The 15,335-nt window shown below is 74.4% G+C and carries 14 protein-coding genes and 1 pseudogene; 7 read left to right on the top strand and 8 right to left on the bottom strand.

Annotation, left to right across the window (positions count from 1 at the left end):
- Positions 1 to 58: 58 nt before the first annotated feature.
- The 4 genes from ACL02R_RS03240 (at position 59) to ACL02R_RS03225 (ending at position 4,911) form a co-directional block, all read left to right on the top strand.
- Complete coding sequence (locus ACL02R_RS03240; protein ID WP_412795293.1) at positions 59 to 1,765, top strand: glycoside hydrolase family 13 protein; 1,707 nt, start codon at positions 59 to 61, stop codon at positions 1,763 to 1,765.
- Positions 1,762 to 2,808, top strand: a complete 1,047-nt coding sequence (locus tag ACL02R_RS03235) for a LacI family DNA-binding transcriptional regulator (RefSeq protein ID WP_412795429.1) — start codon at positions 1,762 to 1,764, stop codon at positions 2,806 to 2,808. The genes ACL02R_RS03240 and ACL02R_RS03235 overlap by 4 nt, the downstream gene beginning before the upstream one ends.
- 194 nt (positions 2,809 to 3,002) lie before the next feature.
- A complete protein-coding gene (locus tag ACL02R_RS03230) occupies positions 3,003 to 4,490 on the top strand; it encodes an alpha-amylase (protein ID WP_412795292.1) in 1,488 nt (495 codons plus the stop codon).
- A 130-nt stretch (positions 4,491 to 4,620) separates the two neighbouring features.
- Positions 4,621 to 4,911 carry a carbohydrate-binding module family 20 domain-containing protein gene (locus tag ACL02R_RS03225; RefSeq protein WP_412795291.1) on the top strand — a complete coding sequence of 97 codons (291 nt, stop codon included), beginning with the start codon at positions 4,621 to 4,623 and terminating at the stop codon, positions 4,909 to 4,911.
- A 55-nt stretch (positions 4,912 to 4,966) separates the two neighbouring features.
- Here ACL02R_RS03225 and ACL02R_RS03220 read toward each other — a convergent pair whose 3' ends face one another.
- The 5 genes and pseudogenes from ACL02R_RS03220 to glnII all read right to left on the bottom strand — a co-directional run bounded on the left by ACL02R_RS03220 (position 4,967) and on the right by glnII (position 10,636).
- Positions 4,967 to 6,973: a hypothetical protein gene (locus ACL02R_RS03220; protein ID WP_412795290.1), complete on the bottom strand. Its 2,007-nt coding sequence runs from the start codon at positions 6,971 to 6,973 to the stop codon at positions 4,967 to 4,969.
- Positions 6,974 to 7,032: 59 nt separating this feature from the next.
- Positions 7,033 to 7,680 carry a LuxR C-terminal-related transcriptional regulator gene (locus tag ACL02R_RS03215; RefSeq protein ID WP_412795289.1) on the bottom strand — a complete coding sequence of 216 codons (648 nt, stop codon included), beginning with the start codon at positions 7,678 to 7,680 and terminating at the stop codon, positions 7,033 to 7,035.
- Between the two features lie 35 nt (positions 7,681 to 7,715).
- A pseudogene (locus ACL02R_RS03210) lies at positions 7,716 to 8,035 on the bottom strand (hypothetical protein); the annotation flags it as partial.
- Between the two features lie 34 nt (positions 8,036 to 8,069).
- On the bottom strand, positions 8,070 to 9,365 hold the full coding sequence (locus ACL02R_RS03205; RefSeq protein WP_412795288.1) for a sensor histidine kinase: 1,296 nt from the start codon (positions 9,363 to 9,365) through the stop codon (positions 8,070 to 8,072).
- 248 nt (positions 9,366 to 9,613) lie between these two features.
- Positions 9,614 to 10,636, bottom strand: a complete 1,023-nt coding sequence (gene glnII, locus ACL02R_RS03200) for a glutamine synthetase (protein ID WP_412795287.1) — start codon at positions 10,634 to 10,636, stop codon at positions 9,614 to 9,616.
- 233 nt (positions 10,637 to 10,869) lie between these two features.
- On the opposite strand from glnII, the gene ACL02R_RS03195 reads away from it, so the two are divergent.
- Positions 10,870 to 11,778, top strand: coding sequence for a Gfo/Idh/MocA family protein (locus ACL02R_RS03195; protein WP_412795286.1), 909 nt, complete (start codon positions 10,870 to 10,872; stop codon positions 11,776 to 11,778).
- Between the two features lie 149 nt (positions 11,779 to 11,927).
- Entirely contained in the window at positions 11,928 to 12,710 is a 783-nt protein-coding gene (locus ACL02R_RS03190; RefSeq protein ID WP_412795285.1) for a polysaccharide deacetylase family protein, read from the top strand.
- An 8-nt stretch (positions 12,711 to 12,718) separates the two neighbouring features.
- On the opposite strand, the gene ACL02R_RS03185 is transcribed toward ACL02R_RS03190, so the two are convergent.
- From ACL02R_RS03185 to ACL02R_RS03175, 3 genes are all read right to left on the bottom strand, one after another.
- On the bottom strand, positions 12,719 to 13,117 hold the full coding sequence (locus ACL02R_RS03185; RefSeq protein ID WP_412795284.1) for a DUF2795 domain-containing protein: 399 nt from the start codon (positions 13,115 to 13,117) through the stop codon (positions 12,719 to 12,721).
- Between the two features lie 241 nt (positions 13,118 to 13,358).
- Complete coding sequence (locus tag ACL02R_RS03180; protein ID WP_412795283.1) at positions 13,359 to 13,931, bottom strand: TetR/AcrR family transcriptional regulator; 573 nt, start codon at positions 13,929 to 13,931, stop codon at positions 13,359 to 13,361.
- 133 nt (positions 13,932 to 14,064) lie between these two features.
- Entirely contained in the window at positions 14,065 to 14,637 is a 573-nt protein-coding gene (locus ACL02R_RS03175; protein ID WP_412795282.1) for a hypothetical protein, read from the bottom strand.
- Between the two features lie 144 nt (positions 14,638 to 14,781).
- On the opposite strand from ACL02R_RS03175, the gene ACL02R_RS03170 reads away from it, so the two are divergent.
- The gene (locus ACL02R_RS03170; protein WP_412795281.1) at positions 14,782 to 15,306 is read left to right on the top strand and encodes an SPW repeat protein; all 525 of its coding nucleotides are present in this window, start codon (positions 14,782 to 14,784) and stop codon (positions 15,304 to 15,306) included.
- Positions 15,307 to 15,335 lie beyond the last annotated feature (29 nt).

The following is a 15,335-nucleotide window of genomic DNA, read 5'->3' as shown; positions in this document are numbered from 1 at the left end:
GGCCCGGGACCGCCCCGCACCGACCGACGAACGACCAGCTAGCACCCACAGGGACGACATGACCCAGCACCTCGCCGACCGCACCCAGCCGACCAGCGGCTCCGGCCAGCCCCAGGCCCACGACTGGTGGCGCGACGCCGTCATCTACCAGGTCTACCCGCGCTCCTTCGCCGACGGCAACGGCGACGGCATGGGCGACCTCGCCGGAGTCCGCGCCCGCCTGCCCCACCTGGCGGACCTCGGCGTGGACGCCGTCTGGCTGAGCCCCTTCTACGCGTCCCCGCAGGCCGACGCCGGGTACGACGTCGCCGACTACCGCGCCATCGACCCCATGTTCGGCGACCTGCACGACGCCGACGCCCTCATCAGGGACGCCCACCACCTCGGCCTGCGCGTCATCGTGGACCTGGTGCCCAACCACTCGTCCGACCAGCACGAGTGGTTCCAGCGCGCCCTGCGCGAAGGCCCCGGCTCGCCCCTGCGCGACCGCTACCACTTCCGGCCGGGCACCGGCGAGAGGGGCGACGCCCCGCCCAACGACTGGGAGTCCATCTTCGGCGGCCCCGCCTGGACCCGCGTCGCCGACCCGGACGGCACCCCGGGCGAGTGGTACCTCCACCTCTTCGCGCCCGAGCAGCCCGACTTCAACTGGGACAACCAGGCGGTGCGCGACGAGTTCCGCTCCCTGCTGCGCTTCTGGCTCGACATGGGCGTGGACGGCTTCCGCATCGACGTCGCCCACGGCCTCGTCAAGGCCGCCGGGCTCCCCGACATGGGCCACCCAGGACAGCTCAAGCTGCTCGGCACCCAGGTCCTCCCGTTCTTCGACCAGGACGGCGTGCACGAGATCTACCGCTCCTGGCGCCAGATCCTCGACGAGTACCCCGGCCGGCGCATCGGCGTCGCCGAGGCGTGGACGCCCAACGCGGGCCGCACCGCCCTGTACGTCCGCCCCGACGAGCTGCACCAGGCGTTCAACTTCCACTACCTCAACACCCCGTGGGACGCCCTCGCCCTGCGCGAGGTCATCGACTCCTCCCTCGACTCCATGCGCCCGGTCGGCGCCCCCACCACCTGGGTGCTGTCCAACCACGACGTCGTACGCCACCGCACGCGCCTCGGCGGCAGCCTCGCCCGCGCCCGCGCCGCGACCCTGCTGATGCTCGCCCTGCCGGGCTCCGCGTACGTCTACCAGGGCGAGGAACTGGGCCTGCCCGAGGTCACCGACCTGCCCGACGACGCCAGGCAGGACCCCGCGTTCCTGCGGCGCGGCGCGCACGAGGACGGCTCGGGCGACGGGCAGGAAGGCCTGCGCGACGGCTGCCGCGTCCCCATCCCGTGGACGCCGGACGGCTCCTCGTACGGCTTCGGCGACGGCGGCAGCTGGCTGCCGCAGCCGGCCGGGTGGGGCGGCCTGTCCGTCGCGGAGCAGACCGGCGACCCGGCGTCCACGCTGGAGCTGTACCGCGCGGCCCTCGCCGTGCGGCACGCGCACCCGGCGCTGGGCGCGGGCGCCGACGTGGAGTGGCTGGAGGCGCCCGAGGGCGTGCTCGCGTTCCGCCGCCGGGCCGCCGACGGCACGGCGTTCGTCTGCGCCGTGAACACGGGCGGGGCCCCGGCCGACGTCTCCGCCCTGCTCGCCACCGGCAAGGCCCTCCTCGCCAGCGGCACCGGCCACGACACCGCGACCGACACCGTCACCGGCACGGACGCGCTCTCCGCCGGACTCCTGCCCGGGGACACCACCGTCTGGTGGCAGGAGTGAGCCAGGGCGGCGGGCCCGACGCCGCGCGCGTCCCCCACCAGCGGCACGCCGGGCCCGCCCGCCTCGCCGACATCGCCCAGCAGGCGGAGGTCAGCGAGGCGACGGTCAGCCGTGTCCTCAACGGCAGGACGGGCGTCGCCGCCGCCACCAGGCAGCGGGTCCTCGCCGCCCTCGACGTGCTGGGGTACGAACGGCCGGTCCGGCTGCGGCAGCGCAGCGCGGGCCTGGTCGGGCTCGTCATCCCCGAGCTGACCAACCCGATCTTCCCCGCGTTCGCGCAGGTCATCGAGCAGGTGCTCGCCGGGCACGGCTACACGCCCGTGCTGTGCACCCAGTCGCCCGGCGGCGCGACCGAGGACGAACTCGTGGACCAGCTGGTCGAACGCGGCGTCACCGGCATCCTCTTCCTCTCCGGGCTGCACGCGGACACCACCGCCGACCCGGCACGCTACGCGCGGCTGAGCGGCAGGGGCGTCCCGTTCGTCCTGATCAACGGCTTCAACCCGCGCGTCAGCGCGCCCTTCGTCTCGCCGGACGACGCGGCGGCCACCCGCATCGCCGTCCGGCACCTCCGCGCCCTCGGGCACGAGCGGATCGGGCTCGCCGTGGGCCCGCGCCGCTTCGTGCCCGTGCAGCGCAAGGTCGCGGGCTTCCTCGCCGAGACGGGCGACGCGGGCCTCGTGCGGCACACTCTGTTCAGCGTCGAGGGCGGCCAGGCGGCCACCGTGGCGCTGCTCGACGCGGGCTGTACCGGCGTCGTCTGCGGCAGCGACATGATGGCGCTCGGCGCGATCCGCGCGGTGCGGCAGCGCGGCCTCGACGTGCCGGCCGACGTGTCGGTGATCGGGTACGACGACTCGGACCTGTTCGCGTTCACCGACCCGCCGCTCACCACCCTGCGCCAGCCGGTGCGCGCCATGGCGAGCGCGGCCGTCAGCTCCCTGCTGGAGGAGGTCGGCGGCCTGGTGCAGCACACCGAATTCGTGTTCCAGCCGGAGCTGGTGGTGCGCGGTTCCACGGCCAAGGCGGCACGCCGAGCGTGACCCCCGGGCGGCCGTCGCGTCACCGCGCGCGCAGAACCTTCCGCAAGGCATTGCAGACCCTCTGACGCACCGCTTTCCCCGCCCCGCACGCGCCCTTGACCGCTCCGCCGGGCGGTCCTACGGTCCCCGATGCAAGCTCTTGCAGCAAGAACCGGTTCCCCCCTCTCCAGCCGAGCCGCCCCGGAGGAGCCCCCATGCGCGGAAGACCGCGATCCCCCCACCACCGCGGCGTCCTCGCACGGTTCAGCAGGACCGTCCTCGCCGGACTGCTGGCCGCCGCAGGGTCCGTCGTCTCCCTCACCGCCACCGCACCGGCGGCGCGGGCCGCGCCGCCGGGCGAACGGGATGTCACCGCCGTCCTGTGGAACTGGGACTTCCCCTCCATCGCCCGCGAGTGCGCCGACCGCCTCGGCCCGGCGGGCTACGGCTACGTGCAGGTCTCCCCGCCCCAGGAGCAGATCCAGGGCGACCAGTGGTGGACCGCGTACCAGCCCGTCAGCTACCGGATCGACAGCAGGCTCGGCGACCGCGACCAGTTCCGCGCCATGGTGGACACCTGCCGAGACGCGGGCGTCGGCGTCGTCGTGGACACGGTGGTCAACCACATGACGAACACCACCGGCGCGGGCACCGGCACCGGCGGCTCGCCGTACGACACGTACTCCTACCCGGGCGTTCCGTACGGCGACGGCGACTTCCACACCTGCCGCCGCGACATCGCCGACTACCAGGACCGCTACGACGTGCAGGTCTGCGAACTCAACGGCCTCGCCGACCTCGACACCGGCAAGCAGTACGTGCGCCAGCGCATCGCCGACTACATGAACGACCTGCTCAGCCTCGGCGTCGCCGGCTTCCGCGTGGACGCGGCCAAACACATCGCCGCCGACGACCTCGCCGCCATCCGCGCGCTGGTGGACGGCCCCGACCCGTACTGGAAGCAGGAGGCCATCTTCGGCGCGGGCGAGGCCGTCCAGCCCACCGAGTACACCGGCACCGGGGACGTGCAGGAGTTCCGCTACGGGCGCGACCTGAAGCGCGTCTTCGAGAACGAGAACCTCGCCTACCTGCGCAACTTCGGCGAGGGCTGGGGCTACCTCCCCGGCGATGGCGCCGCCGTCTTCGTCGACAACCACGACACCGAACGCAACGGCTCCACCCTCACCTACCGCAGCGGCGCGAACTACACCCTGGCCAGCGTCTTCATGCTCGCCTGGCCCTACGGCGCGCCCGACGTGCACTCCGGCTACGAGTTCAGCGACCACGACGCGGGCCCGCCCTCGGACGGGCAGGTGAACGCCTGCTGGCAGGACGGCTGGACGTGCCAGCACGCCTGGCCCGAGATCGAGAGCATGGTCGCCTTCCGCAACGCCACGGCGGGCCAGGCCGTCACCGACTGGTGGGACAACGGGAACGACGCCATCGCCTTCGGCCGCGGCGACCAGGGCTATGTGGCGATCAACCACGAGGGCTCGTCCCTCACCCGCACCTTCGACTCGTCCCTCGCGGCCGGCACGTACTGCGACGTCCAGAGCGACCGCACCGTGACGGTGGACGGCTCCGGGCGCTTCACCGCGACCCTCGGGCAGAACACGGCGCTCGCCCTCCACACCGCCGCCCGCGCCTGCGACGCCGAACCCACCGCGTCCGGCGCCTCCTTCGGCGTCACCGCCCAGACCTGATGCCACGTCAGCCGGGGCCACCCCGTCGCGACGCCCGGCACGGAACCTCGCTGCGTTGCCGCATCACCCGAGTGCGCCCAGCACGAGGGCGATCCGGCGCCTTGCGATGCACCGCACCGGACGCCGCTCCTTGACGGGCGAACCCTGGCTGACGTGGCATCGGTGGGGCGAGAACGTCTACGTCGTCGGCGGCGTCCCGCAGCTCGGCTCCTGGGACCCGGCCCGCGCCGTACGCCTCGGCTCCGGCAGCTACCCGGTGTGGCGCGCGGACATCGACCTCCCGGCCGGGACGGTCTTCCAGTACAAGTACATCCGCCGCCGGGACGGCGCGGCGGGCGTCACGTGGGAGACAGGCGCCAACCGTACGGCGACCGTCCCGGCGAGCGGCCGCGTGACGCTCACCGGCACCTGGCGCGGCTGACCCGCCGCCGTACGCACGCGGGGACCCGCTCCCCGCGTGCGTACGCGCTCCGCCGTCAGCCGCCCAGCATGGCGAGCGTCCCGTCCTCGCCGAGCGTGCCCGTCAGGTCCGCCTGCGCGCCCTCCTCGGCGGGCACGGTCAGCGTCCGGCCGTCCGCCTCGCCGGTCACCCCGCCCCCGGCCCTGAGGGACGTCACCTCGTCGCTCCCGGCCGCGACCAGGTACCACGCGTCGGCGGGCGAACGCCACAGCACGCCGCTGAGCACCGCAGGGCGCCGCTGCCCGCACGACGACGCGTCCTCCGCGCTCGCCGTCATCACCCCGGGCTCGCCAGGCCGCGCCGGGGGCGCCAGGAACTCCGTCAGCGTCTTCGCGCCGACCCCGCGCCACGTCTCGGCGCGCACGCACACCCACCGCGCCTCGCCGCCGCCGTCGGGCAGCGTCTGCCCGGCGAAGTCCCACAGGTTCACCGACCGCACGCCCGCGCCGCCGACCTGCGGCAGGTGGCACGCCGTACGGGCCCACCGGTCGCGCGCCTCGTCCGACGCGCCCGCCTGCGCGGGACCGCCCGGCTCGCCGTACGTCAGCTGCGCGGGGACCAGCTCGCCCAGGTCGGCGAAAAGGTACGGGTCCGGGCTGCCCTGGAGCGTCACCGACAGCGCCGGGTACTCGGCGCACAGCCCGTCCCGCGGCGCCGCGTCCGCCTCCTGCCCCTGCCCCGCCGTGGTGCGCACCGCGCCGGACACGCCCGCCTCGTCCACGTCGAGCGGCGCCGCGTCAGCCGACGGGTCCACCAGGTCGGCCGTCGCCGCGCCGGTGACCCAAGGAGCCATCAGGTAACGGGTGTTGCCGTCGCCCCTGGCGATGACGACGGCGGCAGAACCCGCCGGACCCGCCGCGTCCACCCGCGCGAAGTCCAGCAGCGCCGCGCCGCTCGACGCGCCCGCGGCCTCCGCGTACCTGACGAGCCGCAGCCCGTCGTACAGCAGCACGACGGACGTGCCCGATGTCTCGCCCGCGTACAGCAGTTGCGCCGGCCCCGGGGGCGGCCCCGTCTGCGTGCCCGGCGTCGCCGAGACGACCACCTCGTCGCCTGGGCGCGCCCAGACCGCGAGCGCGCGGCGCAGCAGACCGGTGTCGCCCGCCTTGTCGCCGCGCGTCGGCCACACGGAGAAGTCGGTGCGCGCCGACTGGCGCCACACCGTGTCGGGGATGCGGCGCAGACCCTGGGGGTCGAGGGCGGCCTCGGCGGCGGCGTTGCGCGCGTAGGGCGGGGCGGCGGCGCCGTCGTCGCCCCAGCCGCCGGGGAGGAACGCCAGGGTGGCCGCGACCACGGCCAGCGCCGCAGCGCCGATCAGCGCGTTCCGGGTGACGCGGCGGCGGCGCAGCAGGTCGGTCGGCCGCGCCTGGAGGGTGCAGGGGTCGGCCGGTTCGACGAGGCTGCCGTTCGGGGTGGCGGCCAGCGCGGCGGCGGCGGTGAGCGCCGGGCCGATGTCCCCCGGCTCCACGCCCGCCGCGCGCAGCAGCCCCCGTACCGCCGCCTCGTCCAGGCCGTCGAGCCGCCGCAGCGCGTACGCCGCGCGGGCCGCCGGGGCGAGACCGGCGAGCGCCTGGTCGAGCGCGACCTCGCGCTCGGGGTCCGCGCCGTCCTGGCGCGGGAAGAGCCGCAGCCCGGCGACCAGCGGCAGCGGGCGCGGCCTCGGCAGGCGTACGTCGCGGCCGGCGAGGCGGGTCGTGCGGCCCTCGGCGAGCGCGGCGCGCACGACGCGCAGCCGCAGCCACGCGTAGCCCGCGTCACGCCCGGCGGGCCCCGCCACCCGCTGCGCGGGCACCGGCGCGGGGTCGTCGGCGGCCGCCTTGCCGCGCGGCAGCGCGCGCTGCGCGAGCGCGTGCGCCGTCAGCACGCGCCGGTGCCGGGAGAGGGTGCGCGGCAGGATCAGGTGGGCGAGCCGCACGAGGCGCGGGTAGTGCTCGACGAGCGCGGCCTCGGCCTGGTCGAGGGCCAGGGCGTCGGGGGTGGCGTCGGGGGCGGCTTCGGGGGTGGTGACTTCGCTGGCAGACACAATGCCAGAACGACGGACCGCCGGTCAGGTTACGAGCGCGGCCCGGACTGCCGTACGGGTCACCGCTGTTCGAGGTACGCGAGGACCGCGAGGACGCGCCGGTTGTCGTCGTCGGACGGCGGCAGCCCGAGCTTGCTGAAGATGTTGGACGTGTGCTTGGCGACGGCGCGCTCGGTCACCACGAGCCGCTCGGCGATCGCCGCGTTCGAACGGCCCTGCGCCATCAGCTCGATGACCTCGATCTCGCGCGGCGTCAGCTTCTCCAGCGGCGAGTCCTGTGTGCGCTGCGCGAGCAGCTGCTGGATCACCTGCGGGTCCATCGCCGTGCCGCCGGACGCGACGCGGCGCACCGCGTCCACGAACTGGTCGGCGTCGAACACGCGGTCCTTCAGCAGGTAGCCCACGCCGCCGCGCCCGTCGGCGAGCAACTCCCGCGCGTACAGCTGCTCCACGTGCTGCGAGAGCACGAGCACCGGCAGGCCGTGCTGCTCGCGGCGCGCCTGGAGCGCGCACTGGAGTCCCTCGTCGGTGAACGACGGCGGGAGCCGGACGTCGACGACGGCGACGTCCGGCCTCAGCTCGGCCAGGGCACGGGTGAGCGCCGGGCCGTTGTCCACGGCGGCGGCGATCTGGAAGTCGTGGGCTTCGAGCAGCCGCACCAGCCCGTCCCGCAGCAGGAACAGGTCTTCGGCGAGGACGACGCGCATGGCGGTCAGCTTAGCCGTCCCGGGGGACCCCGCGGTCAGCCGTGCGACACGACGGCGGACAGCACGCCGGGCAGCGCGTGCCAGTCGGAACTGGCCACGGCCGCGCCGCCGTCCGCGAGCAGCCGTACGCGGGCGAGCGCCTCGGCCTCGGTCGGGGCGGTGGCCGGGATGACGGGCGGGACGTTGTGCGCGTCCGTCATGACGAGGAGGTGGTGGCGGTCGGTGTACCAGGCGGTGTCGATGCCGCCGCCGAAGTACGCGGACGCGTCGCCGTCGAAGACGACGAACCAGGGCCGCGGCGTCGCGTCCCCGTACCGCCCGGCTCCGCGCCGTGCACGGCGGGGAACGCGGTGGCCGACGCCGCCGCCCGTCAGCCGGCGGCGGGCGGCTCAGCGGCGGCCCGCGCCCGGTTCGACGCGGGCGGCCGGGATCTCGATGGTGACCAGGGTCGGCCCGCCCTCCGGGCTGCTCACCGCCAGCACGCCGTCGAACGCGCCGAGCCGCCGCTCCAGGCCGCGCAGCCCCGAGCCCGTGTCGAGGCTCGCCCCGCCGCGCCCGTTGTCGGTGATCGCGATGCGCAGCGCGCTCTCGGGCCCGCTGTAGTAGATGTCCAGCCACACCTGGGTCGCGCCCGAGTGCTTCGCCGCGTTGGTCAGCACCTCGCTGATCGCGAAGTACGCGGCCGACTCGACCGGCTCCTCCAGGCGCCCCGGCAGGTCCACGTCCACCTCCACCGGCATCTGCATGCGCAGCGCGAGGGCCCGCGCGGCGTCGCCGAGGCCGCGTTCCGCCAGCACCGGCGGGTGGATGCCGCGCACGAGGTCGCGCAGCTCCGACAGGGCCTCGGCCGAGTTCTCCCGCGCCTGGGCGAGCAGCTGCTTGGCCTTCGCCGGGTCCTTCTCGATCAGCGCCTCGACCGTGCCGAGGCTCATGCCCATGGCGACCAGCCGCGCCTGCGCGCCGTCGTGCAGGTCCCGTTCGATGCGGCGCAGTTCGGCGGCCGAGCTGTCCAGCGCGTCGTGCCGCGTCTCCTGGAGCCGCGCCACGCGCCGGGCGAGCTGCTGCTTCTCGGAGGCGCCGTTGAGCGCGCCCGTCATGAGGAAGTGGCCGCGCACCAGCAGCGGGTTGACCGCCAGGGCCACGCCGAGGAGGCAGACGCCGAGCAGCGCCGCGAGCACCGCCGTGAACCAGCTGCTGATCGGCACGAAGGCGTACCAGTACGTGCCGCCCGCGTTGTGGATGGGCACCCACACGCCGCACAGCAGCACGACGCCCCACAGGAAGTAGCCGATCAGCGCCCACGGCAGCAGCGCGACCACGAATCCGGCGACGGCGTCGACGAACAGCCAGCCCGCGTCCCGCCAGGTCGCCGGGTCCTTGAGCATCTCCACGCAGCGCGCCACCTGGTGCGCGACCCCGCCGGTGCGGGAGACGGGCTCGGGGCGGTACGCGGTGGGGATCGTCAGACCGCTCCAGCGCTGCGCCAGCTCGCGCCGCACGTTGGCGTGGGCGCGGACGGCGTCCACGACCATCGGCGTCGTGAACAGGCCGATGCCCGTCAGGATCAGCGCCACCGACACGACGAAGAAGACGAACAGCGCCAGTGAGACGACGATCGACAGCAGCGACAGGACGAATCCCCGCCAGGCCGCCTCCAGGGCATCGCGTACCCGGTGTCCGTTCATGTCCATCGTCCGTCCGTCTCCGTCGTGCCGTCGTTCGCCGTGTACCGGTATCCGACCACAAGTCTGCGGCGTGGCCGTGCCGTGGTCACGGGGGGCGACAGCCCGGCGGGGGTGTAGCCAGATACACCACAGGCGCCCGCCGGGTGGGGCGGGCGCCTGTGGTGTCCCCCCGGAACCGTGCCCGAGCTGCGGCCACGGGCCGGGGAGACGTGCGGGGATGTGCGTGCAGAGGGGTGCGGGCCGCGGGCTCAGACGAGGCCCGCGCCCTCCAGGTCGGCGCACACGGTGTCGGTGATCAGCCGCGTCACGACGTACGGGTCGCAGTTGGCGTTCGGCCGCCGGTCCTCGATGTAGCCCTTCTTGTCCCGCTCGACCTGCCACGGGATGCGCACCGAGGCGCCGCGGTTCGAGACGCCGTAGCTGTACTGGTCCCACGGCGCGGTCTCGTGCGCGCCGGTGAGACGGTCCTCGACGTCCGCGCCGTAGTTCTTGACGTGCTCCAGCGGCTTGCCGTCCTTGCCCATGGACTCGCAGGCGGCGACGATCGCGTCGTACCCCTCGCGCATGGCCTTGGTGGAGAAGTTGGTGTGGGCGCCCGCGCCGTTCCAGTCGCCCTTGACCGGCTTGGGGTCGAGGGTGGCGGAGACGCCGAAGTCCTCGGCGGTGCGGTAGAGCAGCCAGCGCGCGATCCACAGCTGGTCGGAGACCTCAAGCGGCGACAGCGGGCCGACCTGGAACTCCCACTGGCCCGGCATGACCTCGGCGTTGATGCCGGAGATGCCGAGACCGGCCTTGAGACAGTTCTCCAGGTGCGCCTCGACGACGTCGCGGCCGTAGATCTCGTCCGCGCCGACGCCGCAGTAGTAGCCGCCCTGCGGCGCGGGGAAGCCGCCGCTCTCCGGGAAGCCGAGGGGGCGCGTGCCCTTGAAGAACGTGTACTCCTGCTCGATGCCGAAGACCGGCTCCTGGGACGCGAACCGCTCGGCGACCGGACGCAGGGCGGCGCGGGTGTTCGACACGTGCGGGGTGTCGTCCACGTTCCAGACCTCGCACAGGACCAGCACGTCGTCGCCGCCGCGGATCGGGTCCGGGTAGGAGGCGACCGGCTTCAGCACGCAGTCCGACGCGTGGCCCTCGGCCTGGTTGGTGCTCGAACCGTCGAAGCCCCAGGTCGGGGGCTCGGCGCCGTCGGCGAGGATCTTGGTCTTGGACCGCAGCTTCGCGGTGGGCGACGTGCCGTCGATCCAGATGTACTCGGCCTTGTAGCTCACGGTTCGTGCTCCTCCATGAGGTCTTCGCGGGTGCTCCACAGCGCTGCGTCCACGCCGCGTCCACCCTCCCGACCAGCGGTTTCCCGGCAGTTGCCCGGTTGTTAAAGCGGCGTGAACGGCGTTTGCCCCCGGTACCGCTCCCGCGCGCCCGGCGTCTTAGGGTGTCAGCGACCGGCCCTCCGGCCGGTCGCCCCCGCGCGTTCCGTCCGCGTACGTCTGGAGAAGGGTCACCCATGAGATTCGGTCTGCTCGGCACCGGCCCCTGGGCGCGCAACACCCACGGCCCCGGCCTCGCGGAGCACCCCGGGGCCGAGCTGGCCGGCGTCTGGGGCCGCCGCCCCGAGGCCGCCGCCGAGCTGGCGGAGGAACTGGGCACCCGGCCGTACGAGGACGCCGACGCGCTGTTCGCCGACTGCGACGCCGTCGCCGTCGCGCTGCCGCCCGACGTGCAGGCGCCCCTCGCCGTACGGGCCGCCCGCGCCGGCTGTCACCTGCTGCTCGACAAGCCGACCGCCACCACCGTCGCGGGCGCCCGCGAGCTGGCCGACGCGGCGGGGGCCGCGGGCGTCGCCTCGGTCGTCTTCTTCACCCTGCGCTTCACGCCGGAGACGGCCGCCTGGCTGGCCGCGCAGAAGGGCACCGAGGGCTGGCTCACCGGCCGCGCCGACTGGTACTCGCCCATCTTCGGCGGCTCGGACTCGCCGTACGCGTTCTCCGAGTGGCGCAAGGAGCACGGCGCGCTGTGGGACGTCGGGCCGCACGCGCTGTCCGTCCTGCTGCCCACGCTCGGCGACGTCACGGGCGAGGATGCCCCCGAGGGCGTCGTGGCCGCGCACGGCCCGGGGGACACGACGCACGTGCTGCTGCGGCACGTCTCGGGCGCGTCCAGCTCGCTCACGCTCTCGCACACCGTCCCGCCGCAGGCGGCGGGTGTCGCGGTGGAGCTGCGCGGGGCCGCCGGGGTCTCGACGCTGCCGGAGCGGCCGCCGGGCGGGGTGAAGCGCGCGTTCTCCCGGGCGGTGGACGCGCTGCTGGAGTCGGCGGCCACCGGGGAACCGCACGCGTGCGACGTCCGGTTCGGCCTGCGGGTGACGGAGATCCTGGCGGCGGTGGAGTCGGCGCTCGGGATGCCGCCGCGCTGAGGTGCGGTGCGGTGCGGTGCGGCGCGTGGGCCGGGGCCCCCGGCGGCCCCGTATACGGTCCGGGCCCGCTGCTCCGAACGGGCGGGATGGCCCGGCCGAGCGGTGTGGACGCCCCGCGCGGCGCCAACCGCCGTGAGAACTGTGGGCTCATGGCGTATGACTCGTCCGACGATCCATCAGGCCCGCGCCCGCCACGGCGTCCCCCGCGCCGCCTGGTGGCGGGCGTCGCCGCCGGGCTCGGCCTGATCGCCCTGAACCGGCACCTCGTCGCGTCCGCCAGTGCCGGGGCCGACGACCCCGCCGCGGCGCCGGACGGCGCGGGGACCGGCACCGGCGCCCACGGCGTACCCGAGACGCTGCCCGGCACCGGCCGCCGCCTCGCCCTCACCTTCGACGACGGCCCCCACCCCGCGTACACCCGCGAGATCCTGGCCGTCCTGCGCGCCCACGGCGTCCGCGCCACGTTCTTCGTCGCGGGCGAGAACGCCGAATGGCAGCCCGCCCTGCTGCGCGCCATCGCCGACGAGGGGCACCTCATCGGCAACCACACCTGGAGCCACCCCCGCCTCGACCGGCTCCCGCCCGCCGACGCCCGCGACGAGCTGGCCCGCACCAGCGACGCCGTCGCCCGCGCCGTCGGCGCCGCCCCCGTACTCGCCCGCGCCCCCTACGGCGCCTGGAGCGCCGACACCCTCCGCGCCGCCCGCGAGCTGGGCATGGCGCCCCTCGGCTGGTCGCTCGACACGGACGACTGGGCCCGCCCCGGCACCACCGCGATCTCCCGGACCCTGCTGGACGGGGCGCGGCCGGGAGCGATCGTCCTCGCGCACGACGGGGGCGGCGACCGTACGCAGACGGTCGCCGCCCTCGGGTACTGCGTCCCCCGTCTCCTGGACAGCGGTTACGCGCTGGTGCTGCCGCCCACCGGCTGACGCGCCGCTCAGGCGGCGGGCCTGCGGCCCAGCGCCGCCGCGATCTCCTGGACGTTGGCGAACCGCCGGCCGTCCGGCAGCCGCCGCACGCTGTCCACCAGGTCGTCGGGGGCGCTCACCTCGTCCAGCGTGGCCAGCAGCGTGCCCCGCTCGGCGGGGAACTCGGACCGCCGCAGGTGCCGGGCCAGGTCGGAGCGGAACGCCTCGTCGGCCGCCTCCTCCTCCGCCGCCGAGCCGGGCGGCAGCACCGGGCCCGCGGTGAGGTCCAGGTCCTCCTCGGGCACGGGCTCCGGCTCGCGCCACTCCTCGGAGCGCGTCGGGCCGTCCCCGCGCAGCATGCCCTGGAGCTCGTGCTTCATCTCGTCGTCACGGCGCGGGCCGAGCCGGTCGTTGCCCCGCTGCTGCATGGCTTCCCTCCTCGCCTCTGGACCCTCCCCGGCGGACGCGGGGGAGGGACGGTGGCCCGCCGGGTACCCAGCGGCCGCGGGGCCCAACACGCGCGGGTGTTTCAGCTCGTGAGGCGGGGGCATCCGTAGGTCTCGGCTGGTGAGCGGTCAGCCGGGGAACACAGGGTTGCTGCCCTGGCCTCCTCCTGTTTTCAGGGAACGGGAGGGGGCCGGGGCGGCATGGGGCCTGGCGGCGTCCGGCTCAGCCCGGCAGCAGCGACTCGATGACCGACTCCAGGTAGCGCCGTTCCTCTTCCCCCCGCGGCACGACTTCCGGCACGGCGTACGCGAGCTGCACGCGCCCGAGGAAGCCGCAGTATGTGCGCAGCGCCCGGTGCCGCGCCTCCTCGGCGGGGACGCCCATCTCCACGAACAGCCCGGTCAGGTAGTCGAGCCGGTGTGTGGACACCCGGCGCAGCACGGGCGCGACCATCGGGTGCCCGGCGTGGGCGAGGAGCGCCGGCTCCGTGGGGTCGTCGCTCTCGACGAGCCGCATGAACAGCGCGCGTAGACGTTCCTCCGGGTCCGCCCCCGTCTCGTCCGCGCCGGACACCTCGGCGACGCGCTGCTCCTCCCAGCGGCGCAGCGCCGCCTCGATCAGCGCGTCGCGGTTGGCGAAATGCCAGTAGAAGCTGCCCTTGGTAGCCCGCAGGCGTGTCGCGAGGGGTTCGATGGCGATCGACGCCAGGCCCCCGCCGTCACGCATGGCGGCGAGTGCCGCCTCGGCCCAGTCCGCGGCGGTGAGACGGCTGCGCGGGCCCCGCTGTTGTGGCATGCCGTTACGGTAACGTACGGTTAAACCATACGGTAGCGTATGTGTGGTTCCACGGCCCGGACGGCCCGGATGTCGTACGCGAACTCCCCCGGATCACCTCTTCCTTCACAGCCGACGACGTAGCGCGCGTCCCTCAAAGGTCGCCCGCCTGCTCCTGCGGACGGATCATCACCATGGTGCTGCGGTCGGGATCGGGACCCTCCTCGCGCACTTTCTCCACATGTGCGAGGGACCCGCGCAGATCGCCGAGCCAGCCGTCCGCGTTCTGCTCCACGAGCCGGACGCACCACGAGAGCGCGTCGCTGCGGCTGCGCGCCACCCCGGCCGCGATGAGGGTGTCGAGCACCACGCGCTCCGACTGCCGCAGCCGTGTCATCACCGGCGCCGAGACATGGGTGAACAGCTCGCGCTCGTCGCCGCAGACCGCCCCCCAGGACACCTGCCGCCCGAAGCGCAGGCCCGCCTCCCTGGCCACCTCGACCCGCGCGCCCCTGGTGCGTTCGCGGAACTCGGTGATCCGCCCCTCGCAGGCCGCCCGCCGCTCGGCCTCGGACGCGTCGTGGCCGAGGTCCGGCTCGGCGACACGGCCGATGACCGTGATCTCCTCACGGTCGGTGGTCACCTCGACCAGCTCGGTGAACCACGACGCGGGCACGCGCCCCACGATCCAGCCGCGCACTTCCTCGCGGCTCCGCTTCGTAATCATGTAATCAAGATTACAGCTCGCTGACCAGGCACGCGGCCATCCTTTACCGCTGATTTAAGGACTGAGGTCCCGCCGGATTACCCAAATGGGGCATTCCGCGCATACTGGAAGAGTCCGTAGACAGATCGAAGGAGGCTTAGTCGCATGACCGACGTCTCACACCGCCAGCGGGGCGACCTTTCCGGACACCCCGACGAGAGGGAAATGCGGGAGCGCTACTCCCGCGTCATGGGCGGGCGCGATGTTGTGTTCGTCGATGGGCCGGTGTTCCTGGCCGGTCTGTACGCCGCGATCTCGCCGTGGATACTCCACTTCCACAACGCGCACCCGGACCTGACGGTCAACAACCTGGTCCTCGGCATCGCCGTCGCCGTACTGGCTCTCGGCCTCAGCCGCGCCCCGGACCGGATGTACGGGCTCAGCCACGCCCTCATCCTGATCGGCGCCTGGCTGATCGTGGCCCCCTGGGTCATGGGCAGCGATCTCGACGCCGGGATCATCGTCAGCAACATCATCGTGGGCGGTCTGATCGCCCTCCTCGGTCTGGCCAGTGCCGCCGCGGCCCTCAAGGCACGTGCCTCCGCCCACCGGGCGGCCAGGCACGACGGCGACCGGCACGACACCAGGCATGACACCCGGAACGACGCCCGGAACGACCTCAGGCGCTGACCCGGCGTGCCCACACAGCAGGGGCGGCC

The sequence above is a fragment of the Streptomyces sp. MS19 genome, from assembly GCF_047200595.1.
Taxonomy (GTDB): domain Bacteria; phylum Actinomycetota; class Actinomycetes; order Streptomycetales; family Streptomycetaceae; genus Streptomyces.
The sequence above is the reverse complement of the archived record's forward strand: the minus strand, read 5'-3'. Positions and strand labels throughout refer to the sequence as shown.